Genomic DNA, 26,116 nt, shown 5'->3' on the forward strand with positions numbered 1-26,116 from the left:
GCAACCCCGCTCACTCCGGGCCGATCAGGAACACCTGGGCGTCCCCGTTCCCGTCCCCGCCCTCCTGCGCGCAACGTTCCGTCGCCGCCACCGCGCCGACCTCGCCGGCGTTCCCGCGCATGGTCACGCACAGCCCGTCACCCTGGGCCGGCCGCAGCCGCCACCGGCTTCCCTGGTCGCCGGCCTTCTCCACACGGAACCGCTGGGCGGCTCCGGGCGCCCGGCAGTCGTTCTGGGGTTCGAGCGTGCCTCGGTACGGTCCCTCGCCCAGGACGGTGAGACAGCCGGTGCCCTCCTTCGGGTGCCTCCACTGGATGCGGTACAGGCCGTCGTCGGCGCGGAGGAGTTTCGTACGCGGCGGAACGGCCTCGGCGCACGGCCGCTGGACGGCGACCACCTTGGACCGGTCGGCACCGTCCCCGAAGAACGCCCCGTCGGTCAGACACAGCTCGGGAGCGCGCGCCGGGCGGATGCGCGAGAAGCCCGGCTCCGGGCCCGGGAGCACGGGGGTGGCCGCCGGGTTCATGGTCGCCCCGCCGCTCGCGTCGCCCTTCGCCGGGTCGTCCGCCGTCCCGCCGCCCTGGGGCAGCAGCACCAGCGCGCCGACGACGAGCAGGGCGACCGTGCCGAGTGAGGCCAGCGCGACGAGGGAGGCGGTCGCACGGGTGCGGCCCCAGCGGCCCGCCTCCGGCGATGGAGATGGCGATGGGGCTGGCGATGGGACTGGGGCTGGGACTGGGGCTGGGGCCGGTGCCGGTGCCGGAGATGTACGAGACGAGTCCTCGGACCCGGTGGGGCCGGCCGCACGACTGCCGGTCTCCGGGGCTTCGCGCTCGGTCGCGGCGAGCCGTTCCCGGGCCGCGAGCCACTGGGGCACGTCCTGCCCGGCGCCGCAGGCGCGGACCAGCGCCGCGACCACCTCGGCGCGGGGAAGCCCGTCGCGGCGCAGCGCGTCCGCGAGGGTGCTGCGGGCCAGCACGTCGCCCTGTGCGGCGGCCCGCTGTTCCAGTTGCCGGAAGGTCAGCCCGCTGCCTTCCTTGAGCCCCCGTAACTGTGCGACGTACTCGGACGCGGTCCGCGCCTCCGCGGGATCCGGGCCCCCCATGATCGCCATTCCGTCATTGTCATGACACCCGCCACGGCCGACAACCCCTGTCCCGGCCATGTCGGACACCGCGGCCGTACGGCCGCACACCGCGCTGAGCAGCCCGGACAGTCGTACGCCTGTCCCGGACACGGCAATCCCTTGCCGGACAGGTTCCGCTCGCCCAGGCTCTTGTCCTGTCGCCGCGTCCGGTCCCACGGGGGTGGGCCGGACGCGGCGCGATCACGGAAACGAACCCGCAGGGGCCCCACGCGGACCCCGGCACAGGCCTCGCCCTACAGACCGCCCTCGGTCATCCCGTGCACCGCCGGGATGGTCCCGAGGCGCCCCTTCTGGAAGTCCTCGAAGGCCTGCTGGAGCTCCTCGCGGGTGTTCATCACGAAGGGGCCGTAGTGGGCCATGGGCTCACGGATGGGCTGTCCGCCCAGGAGCACGACCTCCAGGTCGGGCGTGTGCGAGTCCTGCTTGTCGTCCGCGCGGACGGTCAGCGAGGAACCGGCGCCGAAGACGGCGGTCTGACCGAGGTGGATCGGCCGCCGCTCGGCACCGACGCTGCCGCGCCCGGCGAGGACGTACGCGAGACCGTTGAAGTCCTCGCGCCACGGCAGCGTGAGTTCCGCGCCGGGTGCCAGCGTCGCGTGGACCATCGTGATCGGCGTGTGCGTGATGCCGGGACCCTCGTGGCCGTCCAGCTCACCGGCGATGACGCGCATCAGCGCGCCGCCGTCGGGGGAGGTGAGCAGCTGGACCTGGCCACCGCGGATGTCCTGGTACTTCGGGGACATCATCTTGTCCTTGGCGGGCAGGTTCACCCACAGCTGGAGCCCGTGGAAGAGGCCGCCGGACACGACGAGCGCCTCCGGCGGGGCCTCGATGTGCAGCAGGCCGCTGCCCGCCGTCATCCACTGGGTGTCGCCGTTGGTGATGGTGCCGCCACCGCCGTGGCTGTCCTGGTGGTCGAAGATCCCGTCGATGATGTACGTGACGGTCTCGAAGCCGCGGTGGGGGTGCCAGGGGGTTCCCTTCGGCTCCCCGGGCGCGTACTCCACCTCGCCCATCTGGTCCATCATGATGAACGGGTCGAGGTGGCGGTAGTGGATCCCGGCGAACGCCCTGCGCACCGGGAAGCCCTCGCCCTCGAACCCGCTCGGCGCGGTCGTCACACCGATCACGGGACGCGCCACGGCGTCGGCGGGTGCGGCGACGCGCGGCAGCGTCAACGGGTTCTCGACGGTCACTGCGGGCATGTCGGTACCTCCTTGTGCGCTCAGGTTAGTTGATTATTGAACTTCTTGCCAGCCCCAACACAGAACGCCCGGAGGGCATTCCCTCCGGGCGTCCGGGTCGTGCGGCCGCATCCGAACCTGTCAGCCGCCTGCGAAGCAACGGCATCCAGCGCGTCTAGCCATACATGCGCCGCATCGCGAACTCGACCATCTGTTCGACGGCCTTCGCGTCGAAGACCATCCGGTGCTCGCCCTCCATGTCGAGCACGAAGCCGTAGCCGGTGGGCAGCAGGTCGATGACCTCGGCGCCGGTGATCACGAAGTACTTGGACTCCTTGCCCGCGTACCGGCGCAGCTCCTTGAGCGAGGTGAACATCGGGATCACGGGCTGCTGGGTGTTGTGCAGCGCGAGGAAGCCGGGGTTGTCACCACGTGGGCAGTAGACCTTGGACGTCGCGAAGACCTGCTGGAAGTCCTCGGCGGACGTCTGTCCGGTGGTGAAGGCGCGCACCGCGTCCGCGAGCGACGGCGGCGACGGCTCCGGGTACAGCGGCTGCTGCTGCCCGTACGCGCCGTTCATCGGCTGCTGCGGCGGCGGGGCGTACTGCTGCTGGGGGCCCGCGGTGTGGTCGTAGCCGTACATGCCGCAAAGAGTAACGAGTCACAGATGACCCGATCGGGGTTGCTTCTTATTACCGACGGGTAGCATCATCGGAGCTACTTGTTGGTACGTGAACTACGTGAACTGAACGCGAGGAGTCAGTGCCTCGCCCATCTCTCTCTACGGAGCCGTCGCCATGGGGCACTACAAGTCGAATCTCCGCGACATCGAGTTCAACCTCTTCGAGGTGCTCGGGCGCGACAAGCTGTACGGCACCGGCCCGTTCGCGGAGATGGACACGGACACCGCCAAGAGCATCCTCGAGGAGCTCACCCGCCTCTCGGAGAACGAGCTGGCCGAGTCCTTCGTGGACGCCGACCGCAACCCGCCGGTCTTCGACCCGGAGACCAACACCGCCCCGGTCCCGGCGTCCTTCAAGAAGAGCTACAAGGCCTTCATGGACTCCGAGTACTGGCGGCTCGGCCTGCCCGAGGAGATCGGCGGCACGACGGCTCCCCCGTCCCTGATCTGGGCGTACGCGGAACTGATCCTCGGCGCGAACCCGGCGGTCTGGATGTACTCCTCCGGCCCGGCCTTCGCCCGCATCCTCTTCGACGAGGGCACTGAGGAGCAGCGGAAGATCGCCGAGATCGCGGTCGAGAAGACCTGGGGCTCCACCATGGTGCTCACCGAGCCGGACGCCGGTTCGGACGTGGGCGCCGGGCGCACCAAGGCGATCCAGCAGGAGGACGGCTCCTGGCACATCGAGGGCGTGAAGCGGTTCATCACCTCCGGTGAGCACGACATGGAGGAGAACATCCTCCACTACGTGCTGGCGCGGCCGGAGGGTGCCGGTCCGGGCACCAAGGGGCTCTCCCTCTTCCTCGTACCCAAGTACCTCTTCGACTTCGAGACCGGCGAGCTGGGCGAGCGCAACGGCGTGTACGCCACGAACGTCGAGCACAAGATGGGCCTGAAGGCCTCCAACACCTGCGAGATGACCTTCGGCGACCGCCACCCCGCCAAGGGCTGGCTGATCGGTGACAAGCACGAGGGCATCCGTCAGATGTTCCGCATCATCGAGTTCGCCCGCATGATGGTCGGCACGAAGGCGATCTCCACGCTGTCGACGGGCTACCTCAACGCGCTGGAGTACGCCAAGGAGCGCGTCCAGGGCCCCGACCTGGCCAACTTCATGGACAAGACCGCTCCCAAGGTCACCGTCACGCACCACCCGGACGTGCGCCGCTCGCTGATGACGCAGAAGGCGTACGTGGAGGGCATGCGCGCCCTCGTCCTCTACACCGCCTCGGTCCAGGACGAGATCACCGTCAAGGAGGCCGCCGGCGAGGACACCTCCTCGCTGGAGGCGCTGAACGACCTGCTCCTGCCGATCGTCAAGGGCTACGGCTCCGAGAAGGGCTACGAGCAGCTCGCCCAGTCGCTGCAGACCTTCGGCGGCTCCGGCTTCCTGCAGGAGTACCCGATCGAGCAGTACATCCGCGACGCCAAGATCGACACGCTCTACGAGGGCACGACCGCGATCCAGGGCCAGGACTTCTTCTTCCGGAAGATCGTCCGCAACCAGGGCGCCGCGCTGAACTCGCTCGCCGAGGAGATCAAGAAGTTCCTGGCGCTCGGCGAGGGCGGCGAGCCGCTGGCCCCGGCCCGCGACCAGCTCGCCAAGGCGGCCGTCGAGCTGGAGGCCATCGTCGGCCTGATGCTCACCGACCTCGCGGCCACCGAGCAGGACGTCAAGAACATCTACAAGGTCGGCCTCAACACCACCCGCCTGCTGATGGCTTCCGGTGACGTGGTCGTCGGCTACCTGCTCCTCAAGGGCGCCGCCGTGGCCGCCGAGAAGCTCCCGTCCGCCCCCGCCAAGGACAAGGCCTTCTACACAGGCAAGATCGCGGCGGCGAAGTTCTTCGCGGCCAACGTCCTGCCGGGCGTGACCCTGGCCCGCAAGATCTCCGAGGGTGTGGACCTGGACCTGATGGAGCTGGACGAGGCGGCGTTCTAGGTCTTCGTCTTCGCGAAGGTCCTTCGCGGGAGGTCCTTCGCGGGAGGTCCTTCGCGGGACAGTTGACACCCCGGGGCCGGTTACCACCCCTTCCGACCGGGTTGGGCGGCTGAACGGATCCTGCCCGGCCGTTCGGGCGCCCGACTCTCCACACCCCCCTTACGAGGGCCCGCTCCCATCGCCGGGAGCGGGCCCTCGTACGTCGTTAAGGTGAACCCATGAGCAGCCCAAGCGCCCGCTTCGACCGCGGCCACACCGACGACCTCATGACCTTCCTGGCGGCCAGTCCGTCGCCGTACCACGCCGTGGCGAACGCCGCCGAGCGGCTGGAGAAGGCAGGCTTCCGCCAGGTCGCGGAGACGGACGCGTGGGACGGTACGACCGCCGGCGGCCGGTACGTACTGCGCGGTGGCGCGATCGTCGCCTGGTACGTCCCCGAGGGCGCCGAGCCGCACACCCCGTTCCGCGTCGTCGGCGCGCACACCGACTCCCCCAACCTGAGGGTGAAGCCGCGGCCCGACAGCGGCGCGCACGGCTGGCGCCAGGTCGCCGTCGAGGTCTACGGCGGCCCGCTGCTCAACTCCTGGCTGGACCGCGACCTGGGTCTCGCCGGCCGCCTCTCCCTGCGCGATGGCTCGACCCGCCTGGTCAACATCGACCGCCCGCTGCTGCGCGTCCCCCAACTGGCCATCCACCTGGACCGCTCGGTGTCGGCGGAGGGGCTCAAGCTCGACAAGCAGCGCCACCTGCAGCCGGTCTGGGGCCTCGGGAACGACGTCCGCGACGGCGACCTCATCGCCTTCCTGGAGCACGAGGCGGGCCTGCCCGCCGGCGAGGTGACCGGCTGGGACCTGATGACGCACTCCGTCGAGGCGCCCGCCTACCTGGGCCGCGACCAGGAGCTCGTCGCGGGCCCGCGCATGGACAACCTGCTGTCCGTGCACGCGGGCACCGCGGCGCTCGTCGCGATCGCCACCGCCGAGGCCGCCGGCGACCTGGAGCTGCCCTGCGTCCCGGTACTCGCCGCCTTCGACCACGAGGAGAACGGCTCGCAGTCCGACACGGGCGCGGACGGCCCGCTGCTCGGTTCGGTGCTGGAGCGCTCGGTGTTCGCCCGCGGCGGCTCCTACGAGGACCGGGCGAGATCCTTCGCCGGCACCATCTGCCTGTCCTCCGACACGGGCCACGCCGTCCACCCCAACTACGCCGAGCGGCACGACCCGACGCACCACCCGCGCGCGGGCGGCGGGCCCATCCTCAAGGTGAACGTCAACAACCGCTACGCCACGGACGGTTCGGGTCGCGCGGTGTTCGCCGCCGCCTGCGAGAAGGCCGGTGTCCCCCTGCAGTCCTTCGTCTCCAACAACGCCATGCCCTGCGGCACCACGATCGGCCCCATCACCGCGGCCCGGCACGGGATCAAGACCATCGACATCGGCGTCGCGATCCTCTCCATGCACAGCGTCCGCGAACTCTGCGGCGCCGACGACCCGTTCCTGCTGGCGAACGCGCTGACGGCCTTCCTGGAGGGCTAGAGGGCGTTTCGAAAGTCCCCCTGGTTCGTCCTTGTCAACCCCGCCGCATGAGTGAAGCCACCCCGGGTACTCGGCGTTGACCGGAACGACCGGAGGATCCGGCAGCGACCGGACCGAACTGGGAGGCAGTGACTCATGGGCCTGGGCGGATGCATCATCCTGATCGCCGTGGGGGCCATCCTCACCTTCGCCACCGACTGGGACATGCAGGGGGTCAACCTCGACCTGGTCGGCGTCATCTTCATGATCGTCGGACTGATCGGGGTCGCGACGTTCAGCAGCATCGCCAGGCGCAGGCGCGTGGTGGTGCCGCCCGCGACGCCAGTGGTCGGCGAGGAAGGCCGCCACCACCACAGGGACGGTTACACCGACGGCTACGGCGTCTGACGAAACACTGACGAGACGACAGATGCGACACACACGGCACACGGTACGCACGAGACAGGACGGCACGCACGAGACAGACGGCATGCACAGGACAGATCCGGTGCGAGGGAACACAAAAGACAACCTTGAGCATTCCGTAACCCAAGGTGTCTTGTGATCGTGTGTGAATAGCGTGAAGACTCTGGAGCCTTGAGGCCCGGTGGGGGGACACCCCGGGCCTTTACCACCTGCACCTCGGGGGGCTCCTACCGTGCTCGACCTCGCCGCGTCGGCAGCGGTCGCCCCGGCACGCGACCCGCGACCGCAAGAACCGCACCCGCACCCCCACCGGCGCGGCCGCCATGCCGCGCGCCGGGCGCACGCCGCTCCCGACGAACAGGGCTCCACCCCGCGCCTCGCGGCGCTGATACCGGCCCACAACGAACAGGACCGTGTCGCCGCCGCGATCGAGGGCCTGTGGGCGCAGAACCGCCGCCCCGACCTCATCGTGGTGGCAGCCGACAACTGCACCGACGCCACCGCCGCCGTAGCCGCGGCCCACGGCGCCCAGGTCTTCGTCACCCAGGGCAACGCGCACAAGAAGGCCGGTGCCCTCAACCAGGCCATCGCCTGGATCCTTCCGCACCTGGACGACCTCGACCTGCTGTTGGTGCAGGACGCCGACACCGTCCTCAACCCCTGGTTCACCGAGACCGCCCTCGCCACCTTCAACCGCAGGGTCGGCGCCGTCGGCGGCGTCTTCTACGGCGAGGAGGGCGGCGGCGTCCTCGGCTTTCTGCAGCGCATGGAGTTCCACCGCTACGCCTGGGAACTGGAACGCACCGGCGGCAAGGCCCAGGTCCTCACCGGCACCGGCACCATGTTCCGCGCCCGGGTGCTGCGCGAGGTGCGCACCGCCCGTCGCACCGGCGTGATCGGCGGCGGCAACGGCTACTACAGCCTCGCCTCGCTCACCGAGGACGACGAGATGACGAAGGCGGTCAAGACCCTCGGCTACCGGGCCATGTCCCCGGCCGGCTGCGCGGTCACCACCGAGGTGATGCCCACCCTCGGCAAGCTGTGGCACCAGCGGCTGCGCTGGCAGCGCGGCGCCCTGGAGAACCTGCGCGACTACGGCTGGACCAGGGTCACCGCCCGCTACTTCCTCCAGCAGTTCCTGATGGGCTTCGGCGCGCTGGCGTTCCTCGCCTACCTCAGCTTCATGATCTCGTTCACGGCGCTGTACGGCTGGCCCGGCTTCTCGCCGTTCTGGACCTCGATCGGCCTGATCTTCGTGGTCGAGAAGACCGTCTCCGTCCGCCGCGCCGGCCCCACGGCGGTCCTGGTCGCGGCGCTGATGATCCCGGAGATGCTCTACGACCTGTTCCAGCACGCCGTCTACTTCACCTCGCTGTGGGGGCTGTTCCGCCGCAGCGAGGAGAAGTGGGTGGCCACCTAGCGGCCCGGCCCACGCGGCCGTACAGGCCCCAGGCCGTCACGGCCCCGAGTCCCTCTCCGTTCCCCGAGACGGTCGCCACAGGCCCGGAGGCCGTCGTCACAGGCCCGGAGGCCGTCGCCACAGGCCCATGAGCGGGCCCACCCCGAACCGCCCCCCACGCACCAACCCCGCGAGGAGAAGCACGATGTACGGAAGAGTGATCGGCGTCGGCACGACCGGCGCAGGAGGCGCCGCCCTGGCCACCACCGGTCTGTGGTTCAACAGCATGGCGCTGCTGGTGACGGCCACCACCCTGGTGGCCGCGGGAGTGGCCCTGTACAAGCTGGCGCCCCGCCCGCGCCGCCGCTGACCCCGCGTCAGACGCCCGGCTCGTCCAGCCCCGCCAGCACCAGCGGCAGCCGGTCCGCCCCGCCCTCGGTGACGCGGACCGGCACGCCCCAGTCCTGCTGGTGGACGTGGCACGCCGGGTACTCGTTCGCACCCGCGGCGGAGCCGCTGATGGACTCGGTGTCGTCGCAGGACGCCGCCATCGCCGACACGTGCAGCACGCCCTCCGATATGGAGGGGTTGAGCTCGACCGTGCGGGAGAGGTCCGTGTCCGCGCCCTCGCCCTTCAGGAGCAGCTCCGGCGGCGTGGAGGAGATGAGGAGGCGCGTCGACGGACCGTAGCGCGTGTCGAGCTTCTGGCCCTTCGGGGCCTGGAAGACGGCGTCCAGCCGGAGTGCGCCGGGCGCGACGTCGGTGGCGGCGCGCTGGGTGCGGTGGGCGACCGACTCGACCCGCACGGCCTCCTCCGGCAGGCGAAGCCGGGTCAGCCGATGGCGCGCGGACTCGACGACCACGATGTCGTCGCCGGCCAGCACCGCGTCCGACGGCTCCCGCAGATCCGTGGCCAGCGTGGTCACCTCGCCCGTCGCCGGGTCGTAGCGGCGCAGGGCGTGGTTGTAGGTGTCGCTGACCGCGACCGAGCCGTCGGGCAGCGCCGTCACGCCCAACGGATGCTGGAACAGCGCCTGTTCGGCGGCGCCGTCACGGTGCCCGAAGTCGAAGAGTCCCGTGCCGACGGCGGTGTGGACGGCACCCTCCCGGTCCACCCAGCGCAGAGCGCTCGTCTCGGAGTCGGCCAGCCACAGCCGCTGCCCGTCCACCGACACCGCCAGACCCGACGGCTGAGCGAACCAGGCCTCCGGGCCCGGGCCGTCGACCAGCCCCTCGTTGGTCGTGCCCGCCGCCACCGCGACCGTGCCCTCGGCCGGGTCGTACGTCCACAGCTGATGCACGCCCGCCATGGCGATCCACACCCGCCCCTCGAAGACCGCCACGTCCCACGGGGACGACAGGTCCACCTCGCGCGCGGGACCGGACGTCGGCGAGCCCTGCCACCACTGGCGTCCCGTGCCCGCCAGCGTCGTGACCTCACCGGTGACCGGGTCCAGGCGCCGCAGGGCGTGGTTGACGGTGTCGGCGACCACGACCGAACCGTCGGCCAGCAGCGCCAGCCCCTGCGGTTCGCTGAAGCTCGCCTCCTCGCCCTTGCCGTCCGCGAAGCCCCGGGCGCCCGAGCCGATGCGCCGGACGACGGTCTCCCCGTCCGCCGCCAGCTCCACCAGCCGGTGCCGGGTGGTGTCACTGACCAGGAAGGTGCCCGACGGCAGCGGCAGGGCCTTGCCGGGGAAGCGCAGCACCGTGGGCTCGGGCTCCGGGGCCACGTACGGGCCGTCGCCGCGGCGCAGTGTGCCCTTCGCCTCGTGCTCCGCCTCCAGCTCCTCCACCAGCCGCGCTATCGCGTGCGCGTGCCCCTCGCCGGCGTGCTGCGCGACGACATAGCCCTCCGGGTCGATCACCACCAGCGTCGGCCACGCCCGCACCGCGTACTGCTTCCAGGTGGCGAGTTCGGGATCGTCGAGCACGGGGTGCTCCACGCCGTACCGCTCGACCGCGTCCACGACCGCCCCGTGGTCGGCCTCGTGCACGAACTTGGGCGAGTGCACACCGATGACCACCACCGTGTCCCGGTGCTTCTCCTCCAACTCCCGTAGCTCGTCCAGGACGTGCAGGCAGTTCACGCAACAAAAGGTCCAAAAATCAATAATTACGACGCGCCCCCGGAGCTGAGCGAGCCCGAGCTCCTTGTCGCCTGTGTTGATCCAGCCACCCTTGCCGGTCAGCTCGGGGGCGCGGACACGGACACGGCGCGGTGCAGGGCCGGTTGTGGAGTGGGATGCGGAGTCGGTCATGGATCAAGCGTGCCACTTCCGCGAGGAGCGCTCGCGAGCCTGTGGATAACTTTCGTCACCGAAAGTGAGTGGCCCTCTACCGGATGCGTATCGGCGGCGTTGGAGGGATATTCGACGCAAGCAGGGGGGCCGACTGCGAGGAGCAGTTCCATGACGCACGACTCCGGCGGCTCCGGCACCCGCGACCGCGCCCCCTACCAGGACGACGACGAGCGCGAGCCCGAGTCGAGGGACATGCCCGAGCTCCACGGCACCCGCGAGGAACCGCGCCGCTCGTACGGCGACGAGCGGGACGCGGACATAAGGGAGGGCTACCGGTAAGCGGCGGGCCGACCCGGCCGGGGGCGCCCGGAGCACTCCGGGTGCCCCTGCGGATACCTGGTCGGCAGGCACCCGGGCTCAGCCCAGAGCGTGTCCCGTCGTCGCGTCCACGTGGTCCGGGACCTCGTCGTGGCGGTCGCCCACGGTGAGCGTGCCCGACGGCTCGAGCAGCAGGATCGAGGCGCCCTTGGGAGCGATCGGCTTGTGCTCGGTCCCACGCGGGACGGTGAAGACCGATCCCTTGGGCAGCACGACGGTCCGTTCACCGGCCGGCTCGCGCAGGGCGATGTGCAGTTCGCCGTCCAGGACCAGGAAGAACTCGTCGGTGTGGTCGTGCGTGTGCCAGAGGTGCTCGCCCTCCACCTTGGCCACGCGGACGTCGTAGTCGTTGACGGTGGTGACGATGCGGGGGCTCCACAGGGCGTCGAAGGACGCGAGGGCCTTGCCGAGAGAGATCGGTTCCGTGGGTTCCGTGGCTTCCGTGCGTTCCATGCGTTCCATACAGGTCATCGTCGGGGCTGCCGCCCGCCCCGTACGAGTGCTAGAAATCGCACATGCCGCAAGGATCCTCGCAAGCCCCGTCCCGGCCACACCGTGTCGTGGTGATCGTCGACGAGGGCACCAACCCGTTCGAGATGGGTGTCGCCACCGAGCTGTTCGGCCTGCCACGTCCCGAACTCGGGCTCGCGCGCCCGCTGTACGAGCTCACCCTGTGCGCCCCGGCGCCGGACATCCGGATGAACCACGGGTTCTTCCAGCTCTCCGGTGTGGCGGGGCTCGACGCCGTCGACTCCGCGGACACCCTCCTCGTACCGGGCCGTCCGGACAACGTCGTGCCGCGCACCGCCCCCGTCCGGGAGGCCATCCGCCGCACCCACGCGCGCGGGGCCCGCGTCGTGAGCTTCTGCACCGGTTCCTTCGCGCTGGCCGAGGCCGGGCTGCTCGACGGCCGCCGCGCCACCACCCACTGGCGCTGGGCCGACTCCTTCCGCCAACTGCACCCGAATGTCCTGCTGGAGCCGGACGTGCTCTTCGTGGACGAGGGCGACGTGCTGAGCGCGGCCGGCAGCGCCGCGGCGCTCGACCTCGGGCTGTACCTGATCCGCCGCGACCACGGCGCCGAGATCGCGAACGCGGTGTCCCGGAGGCTGGTGTTCGCCGCCCACCGTGACGGCGGCCAGCGGCAGTTCGTGGAGCGCCCGCTGCCCGAGGTGCCCGACGAGTCCCTGGCGCCGCTGCTGGCGTGGGCTCAGGAGCGGCTGGGCGAGCCCCTGACGGTGGCCGGCCTCGCCGCCCGCGCGGCCGTCAGCCCGGCCACGCTCCACCGCCGCTTCCGCGCCGAGCTCGGGACCACCCCGCTGGCCTGGCTCACGGGCGAACGGGTCGCGCTGGCCTGCCGGCTCATCGAACGCGGCGAGGAGCGACTGGACGTGGTCGCCGAACGCTCCGGTCTGGGCACCGCGGCGAACCTGCGGGCGCGGCTGCGGCGGGAGACGGGGCTGAGCCCTTCGGCCTACCGCCGGCGTTTCGGACCGGCCCCCGGGGAACCGGTCACGACATGAGACTCCTCGTACGCGACCGGATCCTCGGCATCGGTGACGACTACTGGATCGATGACGAGCACGGCACCCACGTGTTCCTCGTCGACGGCAAGGCGCTGCGGCTGCGGGACACCTTCGAACTGAAGGACACCCAGGGGCACGTCCTGATCGACATCCGTCAGAAGATGTTCGCCCTGCGGGAGGCGATGGTGATCGAGCGGGACGGGGATCCCCTGGCGACCGTCCGCCGCAAACGCCTCTCCCTGCTGCGCAACCACTACCGGGTGTCCCTCGTGGACGGCACCGAACTCGACGTCAGCGGCAAGATCCTCGACCGCGAGTTCGCCATCGAGTACGACGGCGAACTCCTGGCCCAGATCTCCCGCCGCTGGCTGCGGGTGCGGGAGACGTACGGCGTCGACATCGTCCGCGACGACGCCGACCCGGCCCTGCTGATCGCGGTCACGGTGTGTGTGATCCACATGGCCGACAAGGAGCGCGGCCCGGACGACTGATTCCCTCGACGCGGGGAACTGCGCGTCCTTCAGGGGCGCGGGGAACTGCGCGTGCTTTCAGGGGCGCGGGGAACTGTGCGACCAGCCACACCCGACCCGCGCCAACCCATCCACCTCAGGCACCCAGCTCCTCCTCAGAGCCCATCCCGCCCGCAGCGACGTCAGCGCCGAGGAACCCCGAGCCCCAGCACCCGGTCCTTCAGCGCAGGAAACTGCTCCCGCGTGGTCGCCACCTTCCCCGCGTCGAACTCCACCGTGAGAACCTCCTCACCGGAGCCCGCCTCCCCCAGCACCTCACCCCACGGATCCACCACGATCGAGTGACCCGCCTGGGGAACCCCGGCGTGCGTACCGGCCGTTCCACAGGCGAGGACGAACGCCTGGTTCTCCACCGCCCGCGCCTGAGCCAACAGCGTCCAGTGGGACCGCCGACGCTCGGGCCACCCCGCCGGCACGACGAGGACCTCGGCACCGGCGTCGACGAGACCACGGAAGAGTTCGGGGAAGCGAAGGTCGTAACAGGTCGCGACACCAAGGGTCGTGCCCGCCCCCGGCAGCCGCACCGTCACGAGCTCCTCGCCCGCCCCCATCAGCACGGCCTCACCCTTGTCGAAGCCGAAGCGGTGGATCTTCCGATAGGCGGCGGCGAGTTCACCGGAGGGAGAGAAGACGAGAGACGTGTTGTAGAGAGGCCCCTCAGGGTCCCGCTCGGGAATCGAGCCCGCGTGCAGCCACACGCCCGCGTCACGCGCGGCCTTGGCCATCACCTCGTACGTGGAGCCCTCCAGCGGCTCCGCCTCGGTCGCGAACTCCTCATAGGCGAAGGCACCGGTCGTCCACAGCTCGGGAAGGACCACGAGATCCGCACCGGACTGTTCGCGGACCAGGGCGGCAACCCGCCGCCGACGCGAATCGACCGATTCGCCCTCGTCTACGCCGATCTGGATGAGCGAGGCGCGCACACTACCACCGTCCTGGCATTCGAGCCGTCCATACGGGCCTACGATCGTCACACGAAAGCACTGCCGGGCTGCCTCGTAGCAGCGTAACTTAACGTTTCACGGCACCCACCGACAGCCGCCGACGCCCGCCCGCACTCGTCAACGCCGACGCCCGCAACCCACACCCCACCCCCCACCGACACCACCGACAGCACAGCCCACGTATTTCCCGTACCGACCGCCCGAGGGGTCCCGTTCCGTGAGTCTGCATCCCACTCTTCAGCCCTACGCCGACGCCTGGACCCACTCCGTGGATGCGATATCCGAGCTGGTGCTACCACTCGTGGAGGGAGAGTGGAACCGGAGGACCCCGTGCCCCGGCTGGTCCGTCCGCGACATCGTCTCCCACGTCATCGGCCTGGACTGCGAGATGCTCGGCGACCCGCGCCCGATCCACACGCTGCCGCGCGACCTGTACCACGTGACGAACGACCACCAGCGGTACATGGAGATGCAGGTCGATGTCCGCCGCCACCACACGGCGCCGGAGATGACCTCCGAGCTGGAGTACACGATCATCCGCCGCAACCGCCAGCTGCGGAACGAGTCGCGGGAGCCGGACGCCAAGGTGCGCGGCCCACTCGGCGTGGAGCTCACCCTTGAGCAGGCCATGCGCAACCGGGCGTTCGACGTCTGGGTGCACGAGCAGGACCTGCGCACGGCCCTCGGCCGCCCGGGGAACCTCGACTCGCCCGGCGCCCACGTGGTCCGCGACGAGCTGCTCTCCGTCCTGCCGAAGGTCGTCGCCGAGGACGCCCAGGCGCCCCGCAGCTCGGCGATCGTCTTCGACGTGCACGGTCCGGTCGAGTTCATCCGCACCGTCCGTGTGGACATGCAGGGCCGCGGCACCCTCGAAACCACTCCCGCCCTCGGTCCCGCCGCCACGCTCACGCTCGACTGGGAGACCTACGTCCGCCTGGCCTGCGGCCGCGTCACCGCGGAAGGGGTCGCCGACCGCGTCAAGGCGGAGGGCGACTCCCAGCTGGTGTCGGCGATCCTGCGGTCGTTCGCGGTGACGGTGTAGCGCGATGTGACGCACCGACACCCGGCTCCGCACCTCACGCGGGCACGTGCACCGTCTCCACCCGGCTCGCCACGAGGCGCTCGCGCTCCCGGCGGGCGGCGCGGCGGCGCAGGCGCAGGATCTGGGTGAGGCCCAGGGCCTGGAGGACGAAGACCGCCGAGAAGGCGATGCGGTAGTCGTCGCCGGTCGCGTCCAGGAGGACACCGACCGCGAACAGTGTCGTCATCGAGGCCACGAAACCACCCATGTTGGTGATGCCGGAGGCCGTTCCCTGACGCTCCGGCGGGTTCGCCGGCCGGGCGAAGTCGAAGCCGAGCATCGAGGCGGGACCGCACGCGCCCAGGACCACGCACAGGACGACCAGCAGCCACATCGGCGCCCGGTCCTGGGTGAGGGTCGCCGCCCACACCGTCGCGGTCGTCCCCACCGTGCCCAGCGCCAGCGGCAGCCGCGCCGCGTGGTGCCGGGCGACGATCTGCCCGTACACCAGGCCGACGAGCATGTTGGACAGCACGATCAGGGTGAGCAGGTCACCGGCTGTGGCCCGGGTGAGCCCCTGCGCCTCGACCAGGAACGGCAGGCCCCACAGCAGCAGGAACACCATCGCCGGGAACTGCGTCGTGAAGTGCACCCACATCCCGAGCCGTGTGCCGGGCTCCCGCCAGGACGCCGCGATCTGCCGCCGCACGTACGCCGCCCCGTGGTGCGGGAACGGCTCCGGCTCGTGCCCCTCCGGGTGGTCCTTCAGGAAGAGCAGCATCAGGACGAGGACCACGACGCCCGCCACCGCGCTGCCCGCGAACGCCGCCGTCCAGCCCACACCGTGCAGCAGCCGCGCGATCACCAGCGTCGAGACCAGGTTGCCCGCCATGCCCGCGAGCCCCGCGAACTGCGCGACCATCGGCCCCCGCCGGGCGGGGAACCAGCGTGAGCCGAGCCGCAGCACGCTGATGAACGTCATCGCGTCACCGCAGCCCAGCAGCGCGCGCGAGGCCAGCGCCATGCCGTAGGAGGGGGAGAAGGCGAACCCCAACTGGCCCGCGGTGAACAGCACCACGCCCAGCGTCAGCACCTTCTTGGTGCCGAGCCGGTCGACGAGCAGCCCCACGGGTATCTGCATGCCCGCGTACACGAGCAACTGGAGTATCGAGAAGGTGGACAGGGCGGAGGCGTTCACATGGAAGCGGTCGGCCGCGTCGAGGCCGGCGACTCCCAGGGACGTGCGGAAGATGACGGCGACGAAGTAGACGGAGACGCCGATGCCCCAGACGGTGATCGCGCGGCGGCCGCCGGGCGGATCTCCGGGCAGCGAGGCGGTTCCCGCGCTCGAACGTGTACTCATCGCACCTCGCCCCGCGCCAGGTTGGAGAACCAGCTGACGTGCCGGTGGACGATGGCCACGGCCGCCTCCGCATCGCCCGAGCGCAGCGCCTCCAAAATCTCCCTGTGCTCGACCAGCGTCTTGGTGATGCGGTCCGGGTGGGCGTGCATCACGGCCACCCCCATGCGCAACTGCCGGTCGCGGAGCTGGTCGTAGAGCCGGGAGAGGATCTCGTTGCCGCCGCTGCGGACGATCTCGGCGTGGAAGCAGCGGTCGGTCACGGCCGCTCCCGCGAGGTCTCCAGCGGCCGCCTGCGCCCTCTGCTGCTCCAGGAGTTCCTCCAGGCGGGCGATGAGCCGCGGCGAGGCCGGCACCGTCTTGCGGACCGAGTGTTCCTCCACGAGCTGGCGGGTCTCGACCACGTCGGCGATCTCCTGCGCGGAGACGGGCAGGACGAGGGCGCCCTTCTTCGGGTAGAGCCTGATCAGCCCTTCGACCTCCAGCCGCAGCAGCGCCTCCCGTACGGGGGTCCGGGAGACCCCGACCGCCTCGGCCAGCTCGCCCTCGGTGAGCAGCGTCCCGCCCTCGTAACGGCGTTCCAGGACGCCCTGCTTGACGTGCGCGTACACGCGGTCGGCGGCGGGGGGCTGCTTCACGGCGTGCTTCTCGGCATGTTTTTCGGCGGGCTTCTGGGTCGTCCCGGGCTGCTTCTCGCTGGTCTGACGGTCGGTCGCGGGCGGGGCTGCAGGCATGCCCACAGCATAGATACAACACGTACGCATGGCTGCCCGCGTCCACGATCCGGGACGGGAGTCGGCGGCGTCACATGCGTAAGGGGCACCCCCCTCAGAAACGCCACAACCTTTTGTGCTACTTACGTGTCACACGAGAACGGCCCTTGCGTGCCTTCGCCCAAGCGGCCGCGTTACTCAGACATTTGACGCAATCGGGGTACTGAATTGATTACCGCCATTCGGAACGGGCGTGTGCGCAGAGCCGCCGCCGTAGTCGTCACCACCGGCGCGCTGCTCACCACCGGCGCCCTCGGCATGGCCCCGGCACAGGCCGCGACCAAGCCCACCATCGCCGCCAAGGGCGGCTACGCGATGAACAACGCGACCGGCAAGTCGCTGTACACCAAGGCGGCGGACACCCGTCGCTCCACGGGCTCCACCACGAAGATCATGACCGCGAAGGTCGTGCTCGCGCAGTCGAACCTCAACCTCGACGCCAAGGTCACGATCCAGAAGGCCTACAGCGACTACGTCGTCGCCAACAACGCCTCCCAGGCCCACCTGATCGTCGGCGACAAGGTCACCGTCCGTCAGCTGCTGTACGGGCTGATGCTGCCGTCCGGCTGCGACGCCGCGTACGCCCTCGCCGACAAGTTCGGCAGCGGCTCGACGCGTGCGGCGCGGGTGAAGTCGTTCATCGGCAAGATGAACACCACGGCCAGGAACCTCGGCCTCACCAACACGCACTTCGACTCGTTCGACGGCATCGGCAACGGCTCCAACTACTCGACGCCGCGCGACCTGACGAAGCTCGCCAGCAGCGCGCTGAAGAACTCCACGTTCCGCACGGTCGTGAAGACGAAGTCGTACACGGCGAAGACCATCACCAAGACGGGCAGCACCCGCACGATGTCGCCGTGGACCAACACGAACGGTCTGCTCAGCAGCTACAGCGGCACCATCGGCGTGAAGACGGGCTCCGGCCCCGAGGCCAAGTACTGCCTCGTCTTCGCCGCCACCCGCAACGGCAAGACCGTCGTCGGCACCGTCCTCGCCTCGACCTCCATCCCGGCGCGTGAGTCGGACGCGAAGAAGATCATGAACTACGGCTTCGCGCAGTAGCCGAACCCCCCGCACAGCACACGAGAAGGGGCCCGCCGCGCACCCGCGGCGGGCCCCTTCCTCATTGCCTCCGGTGGTTTCCCCGGCGGTTTCCCCGACGCCCGGCTCAGGCCCAGGTGATCAGCCGCTTGGGCTGCTCCAGGACCGCCGCCACGTCGGCCAGCACCTTCGAGCCCAGCTCCCCGTCCACCAGACGGTGGTCGAAGCTCAGCGCCAGGGTCGTCACCTGGCGGGGCTTGACCTTGCCCTTGTGGACCCAGGGCTGGAGCTTGATGGCACCGACGGCGAGGATCGCGGACTCGCCGGGGTTGAGCAGCGGCGTGCCCGTGTCGACGCCGAAGACGCCGACGTTCGTGATGGTGACCGTGCCGCCCTGCATGGCCGCCGGAGAGGTCTTCCCCTCCCTCGCCGTCCCCACCAGTTCGCCCAGTGCCCCGGCCAGCTGCGGGAGCGTCTTGTCGTGGGCGTCCTTGATGTTCGGCACGATCAGGCCGCGCGGGGTCGCGGCCGCGATGCCCAGGTTCACGTAGTGCTTGAGCACGATCTCCTGGTTGGGCTCGTCCCAGGACGCGTTGATCTCGGGGTTCCTCCTGATCGCGACCAGCAGGGCCTTGGCGATCAGCAGCAGCGGGTTCACCCGCAGCCCCTCGAACTCCTTGTCCTGCTTCAGCTCCTCGACCAGCCTCATCGTGCGGGTCACGTCGACGGTCACGAACTCCGTGACGTGCGGTGCCGTGAACGCGGAGCCGACCATGGCCTGAGCGGTCGCCTTGCGGACGCCCTTGACCGGGACGCGGGTCTCGCGGGCGCCGTCGTACGACACCACCGGCGCCGCGACAGACGCGACAGACGCGGCAGCTGTGGATGGCACGGCGGGCGCCGCCGCGGGCGCCTCCACGACCGGCTCGGCGGCCGGAGCCGGGGCCACCGCCGCGTGCACGTCCTCACGCGTGATGACGCCGTCGGGGCCGGACGGCGTGACGGTCGCGAGGTCGACCCCGAGGTCCTTGGCCAGCTTGCGCACCGGCGGCTTCGCGAGCGGCCGGTCGGCGGGCCGCGGCAGCGCACCCGTCCCGTGGCCGTTCAGCTCGCCCTGGACGCCGTGGAGGGCGGAGGCCGCGTAGGGCTCGTCCTCGGCGGACGGGGGTGCCACGGTCGGCCGGGTGGCTCCCTTGCGGGGGCGGCGCTTGGTGGACGACTCGGCGACCCCGTAGCCGACGAGGACCGGCTTGCGGCCCCCGGGCTTGGCCGGCTCCTCCTTGGCCGCCTCCTCCTTGGCGGACGCGGGCTTCGCCGGGGCCTCTGCGGCAGCGCCACCAGCCACGTCCACCGCGATGATGGCCGTGCCCACGTCCACGGTGGTGCCCTCGGAGAAGCGGAGCTCGCGCACGACACCGTCGTAGGGGATGGGCAGCTCGACGGCCGCCTTCGCCGTCTCGACCTCGCACACGACCTGTCCGTCGGTGACGGTGTCACCGGGCTGGACGTACCACTTGAGGATCTCGGCCTCGGTGAGTCCCTCGCCCACGTCGGGCATCTTGAACTCCCGCACGGACGCTTCAGTCATCGTCGTCACGCCCCTCTCCTCAGTACGCCAGCGAGCGGTCGACGGCGTCGAGTACCCGGTCCAGGTTCGGCAGGTACTCCTCCTCCAGCCGCGCCGGCGGATACGGGGCGTGGTAGCCGCCGACCCGCAGCACGGGTGCCTCCAGGTGGTAGAAGCACCGCTCGGTGACCCTGGCGGCGATCTCCGCGCCCGAGCCGAAGAACACCGGCGCCTCGTGCACCACGACCAGGCGGCCCGTTCTCTCCACCGAGGCCTGGATCGAGTCGAAGTCCAGGGGGGAGACCGAGCGCAGGTCCAGCACCTCCAGGGACCTGCCCTCCTCGGCCGCCGCGTCCGCGACCTCCTGGCAGAGCTTGACCATCGGGCCGTAGGCGGCGAGCGTGAGGTCACTGCCCGCGCGGACGACCTGCGCCTTGTGCAGCGGGCCCGGGATCGCCTCGAAGCTGACCTCGGCCTTGTCCCAGTAGCGCCGCTTCGGCTCGAAGAAGATCACCGGGTCGTCGCTCTGGATGGCCTGCTGCATCATCCAGTAGGCGTCGGACGCGTTCGACGGCGAGACGATCTTCAGGCCCGCCACGTGCGCGAACAGCGACTCCGGGGACTCGGAGTGGTGCTCGACGGCGCCGATGCCGCCGCCGTAGGGAATGCGGACCACGACCGGCATCTTCACCTTGCCCAGCGAGCGGGCGTGCATCTTGGCGAGCTGGGTGACGATCTGGTCGTACGCCGGGAACACGAAGCCGTCGAACTGGATCTCCACCACCGGGCGGTAGCCGCGCAGCGCGAGGCCGATCGCCGTGCCCACGATGCCCGACTCGGCGAGCGGGGTGTCGATGACCCGGTCCTCACCGAAGTCCTTCTGCAGTCCGTCCGTCACCCGGAACACACCGCCGAGCTTGCCGACGTCCTCACCCATGATCAGGACCTTGGGGTCGGACTCGAGGGCCTTGCGCAGCGATTCGTTGATCGCCTTGGCCAGCGCCATGCTCTTCACTGCCACAGCCTGTGCGGTCATCGCTACTTCCCCTCCTCCACATCGGCGAACGACGCCTGGTACGCGGCGAACTGGGCGCGCTCCTCGTCGACGAGGGCGTGACCGTCCGCGTACACGTTCTCGAAGATGGCGAAGTGGTCCGGGTCCGGCATGGCACGAACCGCTTCGCGCACTCGCCTTCCCAACGCCTCGCTCTCGGTTTCGAGTTCCGCGAAAAATCCCTCGTCCGTGTCAGTTTCGGACTCGAGATAGCCGCGCAGGCGGGCGATCGGGTCCTTCGCCTCCCAGGCCGCCCGCTCGTCGTCGTGGCGGTAGCGGGTGGGGTCGTCGGAGGTGGTGTGGGCACCCATCCGGTACGTGTACGCCTCTACGAGCGTGGGACCCTCGCCGCTGCGGGCGCGCTCCAGGGCCCACTTGGTGACCGCGAGGCAGGCCAGGACGTCGTTGCCGTCGACGCGGACGCCCGGGAAGCCGAAGCCCTGCGCACGCTGGTAGAGCGGCACACGGGTCTGCTTCTCGGTGGGCTCGGAGATCGCCCACTGGTTGTTCTGGCAGAAGAACACCACGGGGGCGTTGTAGACCGCGGAGAAGGTGAACGCCTCGGCCACGTCGCCCTGGCTGGAGGCGCCGTCGCCGAAGTAGGCGATGACGGCCGAGTCCGCGCCGTCCTTGGCGACGCCCATCGCGTACCCCGTGGCGTGCAGCGTCTGGGAGCCGATGACGATCGTGTAGAGGTGGAAGTTGTTGCTGTTCGGGTCCCAGCCGCCGTTGTTCACGCCGCGGAACATGCCGAGCAGGTTCGTCGGATCGACGCCGCGGCACCAGGCGACGCCGTGCTCGCGGTAGGTCGGGAAGACGTAGTCGTCCTCGCGGGTGGCCCGCCCGGAGCCGATCTGGGCGGCCTCCTGGCCGAGCAGCGAGGCCCACAGGCCCAGCTCGCCCTGGCGCTGCAGCGCGGTGGCCTCGGCGTCGAAGCGCCGGGTGAGCACCATGTCGCGGTACAGGCCGCGGAGTTCTTCGGGGGTGATGCCGGCGACGTAGGGGTCGTACTCGGCGTTCTTGACCCGCTTGCCCTCGGGCGTCAGCAACTGGACGAGCTGAGGCTCGGTGCTCGACGCCTTCTTCGCGGCGGTGCGGGTGGCGGTGCGCTTGGTGCCGGTGGTGGTGTTGTTCTTGGTGCCGGTGGTGTTGCTCTTGGTACCAGTCGTGGTGCTCTTGGTACCGGTCGTGCCGGCCTTGCTTCCGGCGCTGCGTCGCGGCTTGCGCGCGGCAGTGCTCTCCACGGTCACGTGTGCTCCTCCGTCGGTCCGGCCCCCGGGATTGCCGGGTAACCAGTGCGGCTCGCCTGGTCCCGCTACCCGTGCACGGGGTGGGTGCCCTCGGCCGGGAACAGGCGTGACAGGTGCCCCGGCGAGCGCCCTGCAGAAGGCACGTTACCCAGTGGCCCACATTCCTGTGAAACCCCTCCTGACCTGCGTTTTTCCTTGGATATCCAAGTACTTTTTGCTCGGATTTCCAAGTAAATCGCCTCGTCGGGAACAGCTGCTGGTCACAGCACTGGTTACAGCCTCGCAGGGGGCCGGAACACCGGCACGTTATCCCGGTCACCCCGGACTCGGGAAGAGTTCCCCTCCTGGATCCCTCACGCCCGAACGGCGGAACGGCGGAGCGCGGGGCGGGAAGAAGCGGAGCGTGGGGCGGGAAGAAACAGCACGCGCGCGTGGAGCCCGTTTCGGGCCGCACGCGCGCGTGGGGTGTTTCAGGGGTCCCGGTCTGTCAGGGACCGCCGTCCTCGTCGCCACCCGTGACCTCGCCGGTCGGCAGGCTCGGGGTGTCTCCGCCGTCGGAGGGCGTCGACTCCTCCTCCGACGGCTCTTCCTCGCTCTGGGTCGCGCTGTTCGTGGGCTGTCCGCCCGACGGCTCGCTCGGCGTGTAGGACGGGGTGGAACTCGGGGACTGCGTGTAGGACGGCGTGTAGTCCGGGTCGGAACCCGTCCCGGTGTCCTCCTCCGTGGCCTCGTCCGTCGCCTCCTCGCTAGGCGTGGAGCTGGAGTCCTTCGTCTCCTTGGACTGCGTGGCGGTCGGCTTCTCCTTGTTCCCGCCGCCGCCTCCCTTGCCGCCCGTGTTGTTCAGCGCCAGCGCGACGCCCGCCGCGATGGCGACGACCGCGAGCACCGCGAGGATCCACAGCTTGCCGCGGCCGCTGCCCCGGTTGCCGTGCCCCTCGAAGCCCCCGTCGTCCCGGCCCCCGCCGTTCGGCAGGATCGGCTGCGGGATCTGCGTGGTCCCCGACTCCCCGGGGTGCTGCAGGACGGTCGTGCCCGTGAAACCGCCGGGCGGGGTCTGCCTGCCGTCGTGCGCGGTCACGGGTCCGGTGTTCCAGGTGCCGGTGTGGCCGCCCTGGTCGTAGAGCATCTGCAGGCCGTACTGGACCAGCCCGCGCATCTCCTCGGCCGTCTGGAACCGGTCGTCCGGCTCCTTGGCGAGCGAGCGCGTCACGAGACCGTCGAGCTCAGGCGGCGCCCCGTCGGAGACCTGGGAGGGCGGCACCGGGATGTCCTGAACGTGCTGGTAGACCACCGACAGCGGGGTCTCGCCGACGAACGGCGGCCGCAGCGCGAGGAGTTCGTACAGCAGGCAGCCGGTCGCGTACAGGTCGGAGCGGTGGTCGACGGCTTTGCCGAGCGCCTGCTCCGGGGAGAGGTACTGGGGGGTTCCCATGACCATGCCGGTCTGTGTCATGGTCGACTGCGCGCCGTGCAGGGCGCGCGCGATGCCGAAGTCCATCACCTTCACGGCACCGGAGTCGGTGATGATGACGTTGGCCGGCTTGATGTCGCGGTGCACGATGCCGTGCTGGTGCGAGTAGGCGAGCGCCTCCAGCACCCCGGAGACGATGATCAGAGCTTGCTCGGGCCCCGGGGCCTCGGCGTTGATCAGCAGGTCACGGATCGTCCGGCCCTCGACCAGCTCCATCACGATGTACGGCACGGGGGTGCCGTTCACAACGTCCTCACCGGAGTCGTACACCGCGACGATCGCATGGTGGTTGAGCCCCGCCACCGACTGGGCCTCGCGCGTGAAGCGCGCCTTGGAGACGGGGTCCTCGGCGAGATCGGAACGCAGCAGCTTGACCGCGACGGTACGGCCGAGGCGCACGTCCTCGGCCGCGAACACCTCGGCCATGCCGCCACGGCCGAGTCTGTGGGTCAGCCGATACCGGCCGTCCCCGACAAGCCCACTGTTGCCCCACATCTCCGGCGCGTCTGACATACCGCCGCCAGCCGCCTCGGGGTCGGACGGGCCCTGAGCGCGCTGCTGTGCCATCAGTCCTCGCCGTCGTTTCTGCCCGCGGTCCGCGCGGTCGTTACGGTCTTCCGTCGGGCCACGCTACAGCCTCTGCGCAAGGCACCGGTCCGACTTGGATGCGGGAAGGATTCAGGATGGAACGGCCATGAAACCTTCCACGCCGCCCGTCGTGCAAATTCTGTGTACCGCTCGTACGACCCCGGTAACGCTTCCGCGACGCTTCTTTCGCGTACGGTCACGGATCGGGCACCGCGCTTGACGTGTCACTGCCCTGGGGCAGACTTGGCCGCGAATCACTCGGAGCAGCACGAGCATCGCCGAACGCGGGAGCCACGCCGGCAACTTCGCCCGCGCCGATGGGGGACGCACAAACATGAGCCACGACGGCGCACAGGGCCGGTATGCGGGGCGTTCGCTCGCCGGCGGCCGCTATGAGCTTCGCGACCTGCTCGGTCAGGGCGGCATGGCCTCGGTGCACCTCGCATACGACTCGGTGCTCGACCGTCAGGTGGCGATCAAGACCCTTCACACCGAGCTCGGCCGCGAGCAGGCCTTCCGTGAGCGGTTCCGCCGCGAGGCCCAGGCCGTGGCGAAACTCACGCACACGAACATCGTCTCCGTCTTCGACACCGGCGAGGACGCCCTCTTCGACGGCGGCTCCGCGAGCGGCGCGCCGACGCCGTACATCGTCATGGAGTACGTCGAGGGCAAGCCGCTCGGTTCGGTGCTCGACGCGGACGTCCGGCAGTACGGCGCGATGCCCGCCGACAAGGCGCTGAAGATCACCGCGGACGTGCTGGCCGCGCTGGAGATCAGCCACGAGATGGGCCTGGTCCACCGCGACATCAAGCCGGGCAACGTGATGGTGACCAAGCGCGGCGTGGTCAAGGTGATGGACTTCGGCATCGCCCGCGCCATGCAGTCCGGGGTCACGTCCATGACCCAGACCGGCATGGTCGTCGGCACACCTCAGTACCTCTCGCCGGAGCAGGCACTGGGCCGGGCCGTGGACGCCCGCAGCGACCTCTACTCGGTCGGCATCATGCTGTTCCAGCTGACCACCGGGCGGCTGCCGTTCGAGGCGGACTCGCCGCTGGCGATCGCGTACGCCCACGTCCAGGAGGAGCCGGTCGCCGCCTCCTCGATCAACCGTTCCCTTCCTCCGGCGGTGGACGCGCTGATCGCCCGCTCGCTGAGGAAGAACCCGAACGAGCGTTTCCCGAGCGCCGACGCCATGCGTGACGAGTGTCTGCGGGTGGCCGCCTCGCTCACGGCCGCGCCGCCGCCGAGCATCGTCCCGGGCGCCCACACGTCGAGTGGCGCGGGTGTGGGTTCCGCGGTGTTCCCGCCGGTCAACCAGTCCGCCCCGGCGCCGCAGGGCAGCGTGCAGACGCCGTACCAGTCCTCCGGCCCGTACGGCCCGCCGACGCCCGCCCCGACTCCCCGGCCCGCCCCGACTCCCCAGCCGCCCTCCCCGGCGTACGGCTACCCGCAGCAGAGCGGCTACCAGGTGGCGCCGCAGAACGCCGCCTACTCGCCGCAGGCAGGGCCGGCTACGCCGCCTCCCTACACCATCTCTCCGCAGCAGCCGACGACCGCCGTGGGGTCCTCCGGCGGCGGCAAGAGCAACACGGGTCTCATCGCCGTCGCGGTCATCGTCGGGCTCGTGGCGATCACCGGTCTGCTCGGGGCCCTGCTGCTGAACAACGGTAGCGACGACAAGGGCGGCGGGAGCAGCGCTGACACGAGCAGCGGTACGAGCGCCGGTACCTCCCCTCCGGCCCAGGTCACGGAGGCCTCCGGGCACAAGGGGCCGGACACCTCGAAGACCATCGAGACGACCAAGTGCACGGAGCCGTTGAAGTCGTACACGGAGCCGGACAAGATCAAGCTCCCGAGCTTCGAGTTCAAGAACATCGACTCGGTGAAGAAGTGCCTCCAGGCGGCGGGCTGGCGCTACGAGACCAAGGACATCGACGAGAACACGTACGGCGAGGACACGGTCATGGAGCAGTACCCCACGACCGACGACAACGTCGACCCCAATGACATGCCGACGATCGTCCTCAAGGTCTCGACGGGCGATCCGGCCTCCTGATCCTCGCCCGTGCCCAG

23 protein-coding genes are annotated in these 26,116 nt (G+C 70.3%); 11 read left to right on the plus strand and 12 right to left on the minus strand.

Annotation, left to right across the window (positions count from 1 at the left end):
* Positions 1-10: 10 nt before the first annotated feature.
* The 3 genes from AB0959_RS37355 to AB0959_RS37365 form a co-directional block, all read right to left on the minus strand.
* The gene (locus tag AB0959_RS37355; protein ID WP_366831210.1) at positions 11-1,114 is read right to left on the minus strand and encodes an XRE family transcriptional regulator; all 1,104 of its coding nucleotides are present in this window, start codon (positions 1,112-1,114) and stop codon (positions 11-13) included.
* 266 nt (positions 1,115-1,380) lie between these two features.
* Positions 1,381-2,352: a pirin family protein gene (locus AB0959_RS37360; protein WP_366831211.1), complete on the minus strand. Its 972-nt coding sequence runs from the start codon at positions 2,350-2,352 to the stop codon at positions 1,381-1,383.
* 154 nt (positions 2,353-2,506) lie between these two features.
* Positions 2,507-2,974, minus strand: a complete 468-nt coding sequence (locus AB0959_RS37365) for an SseB family protein (protein ID WP_366831212.1) — start codon at positions 2,972-2,974, stop codon at positions 2,507-2,509.
* A 154-nt stretch (positions 2,975-3,128) separates the two neighbouring features.
* Here AB0959_RS37365 and AB0959_RS37370 point away from each other — a divergent pair, with 154 nt between their 5' ends.
* From AB0959_RS37370 to AB0959_RS37390, 5 genes are all read left to right on the plus strand, one after another.
* Positions 3,129-4,955, plus strand: coding sequence for an acyl-CoA dehydrogenase (locus AB0959_RS37370; protein ID WP_366831213.1), 1,827 nt, complete (start codon positions 3,129-3,131; stop codon positions 4,953-4,955).
* Positions 4,956-5,173: 218 nt separating this feature from the next.
* Positions 5,174-6,490: a M18 family aminopeptidase gene (locus AB0959_RS37375; protein ID WP_366831214.1), complete on the plus strand. Its 1,317-nt coding sequence runs from the start codon at positions 5,174-5,176 to the stop codon at positions 6,488-6,490.
* A gap of 135 nt (positions 6,491-6,625) precedes the next feature.
* Complete coding sequence (locus AB0959_RS37380) at positions 6,626-6,877, plus strand: DUF6458 family protein (protein WP_366831215.1); 252 nt, start codon at positions 6,626-6,628, stop codon at positions 6,875-6,877.
* A 250-nt stretch (positions 6,878-7,127) separates the two neighbouring features.
* Positions 7,128-8,315: a glycosyltransferase family 2 protein gene (locus AB0959_RS37385; protein ID WP_366831216.1), complete on the plus strand. Its 1,188-nt coding sequence runs from the start codon at positions 7,128-7,130 to the stop codon at positions 8,313-8,315.
* A gap of 184 nt (positions 8,316-8,499) precedes the next feature.
* Positions 8,500-8,664 (plus strand): hypothetical protein, encoded by a 165-nt coding sequence (locus AB0959_RS37390; RefSeq protein ID WP_366831217.1) that lies wholly within the window; start codon positions 8,500-8,502, stop codon positions 8,662-8,664.
* Between the two features lie 7 nt (positions 8,665-8,671).
* On the opposite strand, the gene AB0959_RS37395 is transcribed toward AB0959_RS37390, so the two are convergent.
* The gene (locus tag AB0959_RS37395) at positions 8,672-10,552 is read right to left on the minus strand and encodes a thioredoxin-like domain-containing protein (protein WP_366831218.1); all 1,881 of its coding nucleotides are present in this window, start codon (positions 10,550-10,552) and stop codon (positions 8,672-8,674) included.
* A gap of 150 nt (positions 10,553-10,702) precedes the next feature.
* Here AB0959_RS37395 and AB0959_RS37400 point away from each other — a divergent pair, with 150 nt between their 5' ends.
* Positions 10,703-10,873 (plus strand): hypothetical protein, encoded by a 171-nt coding sequence (locus tag AB0959_RS37400; protein WP_366831219.1) that lies wholly within the window; start codon positions 10,703-10,705, stop codon positions 10,871-10,873.
* Positions 10,874-10,951: 78 nt separating this feature from the next.
* Here the strand turns inward: AB0959_RS37400 and AB0959_RS37405 are convergent, their stop codons facing one another.
* Entirely contained in the window at positions 10,952-11,374 is a 423-nt protein-coding gene (locus AB0959_RS37405) for a cupin domain-containing protein (protein ID WP_366831220.1), read from the minus strand.
* Between the two features lie 53 nt (positions 11,375-11,427).
* Here AB0959_RS37405 and AB0959_RS37410 point away from each other — a divergent pair, with 53 nt between their 5' ends.
* Positions 11,428-12,435: a helix-turn-helix domain-containing protein gene (locus AB0959_RS37410; RefSeq protein ID WP_366831221.1), complete on the plus strand. Its 1,008-nt coding sequence runs from the start codon at positions 11,428-11,430 to the stop codon at positions 12,433-12,435.
* Positions 12,432-12,929, plus strand: a complete 498-nt coding sequence (locus tag AB0959_RS37415; protein ID WP_366831222.1) for an LURP-one-related family protein — start codon at positions 12,432-12,434, stop codon at positions 12,927-12,929. Before AB0959_RS37410 ends, AB0959_RS37415 begins: the two co-directional genes overlap by 4 nt.
* A gap of 161 nt (positions 12,930-13,090) precedes the next feature.
* Here AB0959_RS37415 and AB0959_RS37420 read toward each other — a convergent pair whose 3' ends face one another.
* Positions 13,091-13,891, minus strand: coding sequence for a carbon-nitrogen family hydrolase (locus AB0959_RS37420; protein WP_366831223.1), 801 nt, complete (start codon positions 13,889-13,891; stop codon positions 13,091-13,093).
* Positions 13,892-14,129: 238 nt separating this feature from the next.
* On the opposite strand from AB0959_RS37420, the gene AB0959_RS37425 reads away from it, so the two are divergent.
* Positions 14,130-14,954 carry a maleylpyruvate isomerase family mycothiol-dependent enzyme gene (locus AB0959_RS37425; RefSeq protein WP_366831224.1) on the plus strand — a complete coding sequence of 275 codons (825 nt, stop codon included), beginning with the start codon at positions 14,130-14,132 and terminating at the stop codon, positions 14,952-14,954.
* Positions 14,955-14,988: 34 nt separating this feature from the next.
* Here the strand turns inward: AB0959_RS37425 and AB0959_RS37430 are convergent, their stop codons facing one another.
* The gene (locus AB0959_RS37430; protein WP_366831225.1) at positions 14,989-16,296 is read right to left on the minus strand and encodes an MFS transporter; all 1,308 of its coding nucleotides are present in this window, start codon (positions 16,294-16,296) and stop codon (positions 14,989-14,991) included.
* On the minus strand, positions 16,293-17,033 hold the full coding sequence (locus AB0959_RS37435) for a GntR family transcriptional regulator (protein ID WP_366831226.1): 741 nt from the start codon (positions 17,031-17,033) through the stop codon (positions 16,293-16,295). Before AB0959_RS37435 ends, AB0959_RS37430 begins: the two co-directional genes overlap by 4 nt.
* A gap of 201 nt (positions 17,034-17,234) precedes the next feature.
* On the opposite strand from AB0959_RS37435, the gene AB0959_RS37440 reads away from it, so the two are divergent.
* Positions 17,235-18,131: a D-alanyl-D-alanine carboxypeptidase gene (locus tag AB0959_RS37440; RefSeq protein ID WP_366831227.1), complete on the plus strand. Its 897-nt coding sequence runs from the start codon at positions 17,235-17,237 to the stop codon at positions 18,129-18,131.
* Between the two features lie 106 nt (positions 18,132-18,237).
* On the opposite strand, the gene AB0959_RS37445 is transcribed toward AB0959_RS37440, so the two are convergent.
* From AB0959_RS37445 to AB0959_RS37460, 4 genes are all read right to left on the minus strand, one after another.
* Positions 18,238-19,707, minus strand: a complete 1,470-nt coding sequence (locus tag AB0959_RS37445) for a dihydrolipoamide acetyltransferase family protein (RefSeq protein WP_366831228.1) — start codon at positions 19,705-19,707, stop codon at positions 18,238-18,240.
* 10 nt (positions 19,708-19,717) lie between these two features.
* Positions 19,718-20,713 (minus strand): alpha-ketoacid dehydrogenase subunit beta, encoded by a 996-nt coding sequence (locus AB0959_RS37450; protein ID WP_366831229.1) that lies wholly within the window; start codon positions 20,711-20,713, stop codon positions 19,718-19,720.
* A 2-nt stretch (positions 20,714-20,715) separates the two neighbouring features.
* Positions 20,716-21,981 carry a pyruvate dehydrogenase (acetyl-transferring) E1 component subunit alpha gene (gene pdhA, locus AB0959_RS37455; protein WP_366831230.1) on the minus strand — a complete coding sequence of 422 codons (1,266 nt, stop codon included), beginning with the start codon at positions 21,979-21,981 and terminating at the stop codon, positions 20,716-20,718.
* Between the two features lie 487 nt (positions 21,982-22,468).
* A complete protein-coding gene (locus AB0959_RS37460) occupies positions 22,469-24,019 on the minus strand; it encodes a protein kinase (RefSeq protein ID WP_366831231.1) in 1,551 nt (516 codons plus the stop codon).
* A gap of 355 nt (positions 24,020-24,374) precedes the next feature.
* Between AB0959_RS37460 and AB0959_RS37465 the strand changes: the two genes are divergently transcribed.
* On the plus strand, positions 24,375-26,099 hold the full coding sequence (locus AB0959_RS37465; RefSeq protein WP_366831232.1) for a protein kinase: 1,725 nt from the start codon (positions 24,375-24,377) through the stop codon (positions 26,097-26,099).
* Positions 26,100-26,116 lie beyond the last annotated feature (17 nt).

The organism is Streptomyces sp. NPDC046862 (genome assembly GCF_040704615.1).
GTDB lineage: Bacteria > Actinomycetota > Actinomycetes > Streptomycetales > Streptomycetaceae > Streptomyces.